Source organism: Streptomyces sp. NPDC042336 (genome assembly GCF_055581985.1).
Window position 1 is genome coordinate 1 of sequence record NZ_JBVJEA010000090.1, and the last position, 2,536, is coordinate 2,536.

A 2,536-nucleotide genomic window follows, 5' to 3' on the forward strand; every position below is an offset into this window, starting at 1 on the left:
CAAGTGGCGGGGTGCGACACGAGGTCGCACTGATCAAGTGGCAGACGACAGAAAGGAGTGGATGAAGCCCAGGCCAGTGTCCGTGGCCTGTCCCCTGCGTCCACATGCGTCGCTGGCAACGGCGGGGTGTGAAGCTGGACGATCACGCTCAAGAGCGTCCCGGCCATCGGGAGGCAACAAGCAAAGGGGAAGACTGGACGGGTGAGCGAAAGCGAATCTCCGGCTATGCCTCGTGATTGCATAAGCTGCGCGATGGTGACGCAAGCGGCAGCTTCAGGACTCGGCGTCGAAGAACGCCAGGTGACCCTCGTGGACTCGCCGGCGAGGGCAGGACACCACCGGTCCCGGGGTAGAGGAGGCACCCACCCCAGTCGCATCTTGTCAGTGCGGAACGTGGAAACCCCGTCGGGGTCCGGGATCGCCCCCGGTAGTCCGACCGTGAGGAAGGATCAATTCCCCGGCGGGAACAGGATGGCCCAAGAAGCAAATGCCGACAGGCCGAAAGGCCAGGGGAAAGCGAAGGCATCCGCCTCGTATAACCCGTCGGATACGGGTCCGCGTGACCCGGCCCGAAAGGGCGCCCACGTGGGCCGGGTGAGCCTTTGAAGAAATCTGGTGAAGAAACCGGAGCCGAAGGGCAAGTTGGACGCAGGGAGGGCTAATGGCTCGACGGTACGGTGAGTCCCGCCGTTCCTCCCGTGCGAACGGACCGGAGGACGTGCGAATCGACTGGCACAGTATCGACTGGGCCTCGTGCGAGGACCACGTACGGCGACTGAGACGAAGAATCTTCAAGGCGACACAGGAAGGCGACCTGAAGAAGGTACGCAATCTGCAAAAACTCATGCTCCGAAGCCACTCCAACACGCTGATCAGCGTCAAGAGGGTCACGCAGCAGAGCGCGGGGCGTAAGACCGCGGGCATTGATGGGGAAACGGCGCTCACACCGAAGGAACGAGGCCACCTCACGGCCCGAGTCCAACGGTTCGAGCATCCCTGGAAGGCTCGTCCGGTCAAGCGCGTATTCATCCCGAAGGCCAACGGAAAGAAGCGGCCTCTCGGAATCCCTGTGATCATCGACCGCGTACTTCAAGCCCGGGTGAAGAATGCATTAGAACCCGAGTGGGAAGCGCGCTTCGAGCCGAGGTCATACGGATTCCGTCCTGGTCGGGGTTGCCATGACGCGATTGAAGCCATCTACAACACGCTGGGGGCCAAAGGGGCCTCACGTTTGTGGGTGCTCGACGCAGACCTCGCGGCAGCCTTCGACCGGATCAACCACGCCCAGCTTTTGGAAGCCCTGGGCCTGTTCCCTGGTCAAGCCATGATCAGGGCATGGCTGCGGGCTGGAGTTGTTGAAGAAGGCCGCTTGAGGCGGACGGACGAAGGCACTCCTCAAGGAGGAGTGATCAGTCCGCTGCTGCTGAACGTTGCCTTGCATGGGATGGAGGCAGCGGCAGGGAGCCGTTATCGGTATGCCGGTCCGGATAACAGAGGTACATATACGGCCCGGGATGCCCCTGTCCTCGTGCGGTACGCGGACGACTTCGTGGCCATGTGCCACAGCGAGGAAGAAGCGCACCGCATTAAGACCGAGCTGGCCAAGTGGCTGGAGCCGAGAGGGCTGAGATTCAATGAGGAGAAGACCCGCGTAGTCCATGTGACGCAAGGGTTCGACTTCCTCGGCTTTGAGGTCCGCCGTTTCGGTAACAAGCTGCTTATCAGGCCCAGTAAGGACGCTGTCAAGAGAGTCCGGGGAATACTCAAGGCGGAGGTTAAGGCGCTCTACGGAGCCAACGCCGGAGGTGTCTTGAGAAAGCTCACGCCCATCATTCGGGGCTGGGCAGCCTATTACCGGACGGTGGTGTCGTCCAGAGTCTTCGCTGATCTGGATAACTACATGTGGGTGCTCACTTACAAGTGGGCCAAGCATGCCCACCCGCTAAAGTCGAAGGACTGGATCGTCAAACGGTACTTCGGCCGGTTCGACAAGACCAGGCGAGACCGATGGGTTTTCGGCGATCGCGCCAGCGGCGCCTACCTCGTCAAGTTCTCCTGGACTAAAATCGTTCGGCACACCCTGATCAGGGGCGCGGCATCGCTGGATGACCCGTCCCTAATCGAATACTGGGAGAACCGCCGTCGACGAAAGACGCCTCCGCCTATGGACAAGACGAGTCTGTCCCTGGCATACCGGCAACGGGGGCTCTGCCCTCTATGCCGTCAGGCGTTGATTGCCGGAGCCGAGTACGAGCCGGACAATCCACGTGAGTGGATTGACTGGTTCGCGGCCTCGAAGAAGATGCTGAATAAACATCACTTCGAATACCGGCGTGACGGCGGGTCGGACGAGAGAAAGAACCTGCGTCTCGTTCACGCCGAATGTCATCGTCAGCTACATGCTGCGGATGGCAGACGGTCCCGAAAGCAAGAACCTGTGACGCCCTTGGGGCTTGCTTGAGCCGGTTGCCTGGAAAGCGGGCATGGCCGGTTCTGAGGGGGCCGGGACACAGCGATGTGCCCCGGCTACCCGACC

General features: G+C 61.4%; 1 protein-coding gene. It reads left to right on the forward strand.

The genetic code is table 11. The features are described from left to right. Window positions 1-661 precede the first annotated feature (661 nt). Entirely contained in the window at window positions 662-2,461 is a 1,800-nt protein-coding gene (gene ltrA / locus ACZ6IM_RS42510) for a group II intron reverse transcriptase/maturase (protein ID WP_469564616.1), read from the forward strand. The last annotated feature ends 75 nt before the right edge of the window (window positions 2,462-2,536 follow it).

Bases quoted from the DNA above. Each gene is read 5' to 3' on its own strand.
- ltrA (WP_469564616.1), top strand. From the start codon at position 662: ATGGCTCGACGGTACGGTGAGTCCCGCCGTTCCTCCCGTGCGAACGGA.